The following is a 313-nucleotide window of genomic DNA, read 5'->3' as shown; positions in this document are numbered from 1 at the left end:
TCTATCGCAATCAACAAAGATGAAGTCTACAACGGCCCACAAGATCTTGCGGGCAAACGTATTGCAACAACCTACCCACAACTACTAAAAGCCTACATGGATGAGCAGGGTGTTGAATTCAGCACTTGTATGCTAACAGGTTCGGTTGAAGTTGCTCCTCGCGCAGGTCTAGCAGACGCTATTGCAGACTTAGTTTCTACAGGCGCAACGCTAGAAGCAAACGGCCTAAAAGAAGCAGAAGCTATCTTCCAATCTAAAGCAACACTGATTCAACGTGTTGGTGATTTCGATGCAGACAAAACGGCATTGATTG

The 313-nt window shown here is 45.7% G+C and carries 1 protein-coding gene; it reads left to right on the top strand.

What is annotated here, in order from left to right; all coding sequences use genetic code 11:
• The coding region (hisG, locus tag AB4653_RS27815) for an ATP phosphoribosyltransferase (protein ID WP_372105862.1) at positions 1-313 on the top strand (313 nt) is incomplete at both ends.

This window comes from Vibrio sp. 10N.222.48.A3 (assembly GCF_041475345.1).
Classification (GTDB): domain Bacteria; phylum Pseudomonadota; class Gammaproteobacteria; order Enterobacterales; family Vibrionaceae; genus Vibrio; species Vibrio tasmaniensis_A.
This window is presented reverse-complemented; position numbering and strand designations above follow the sequence as displayed.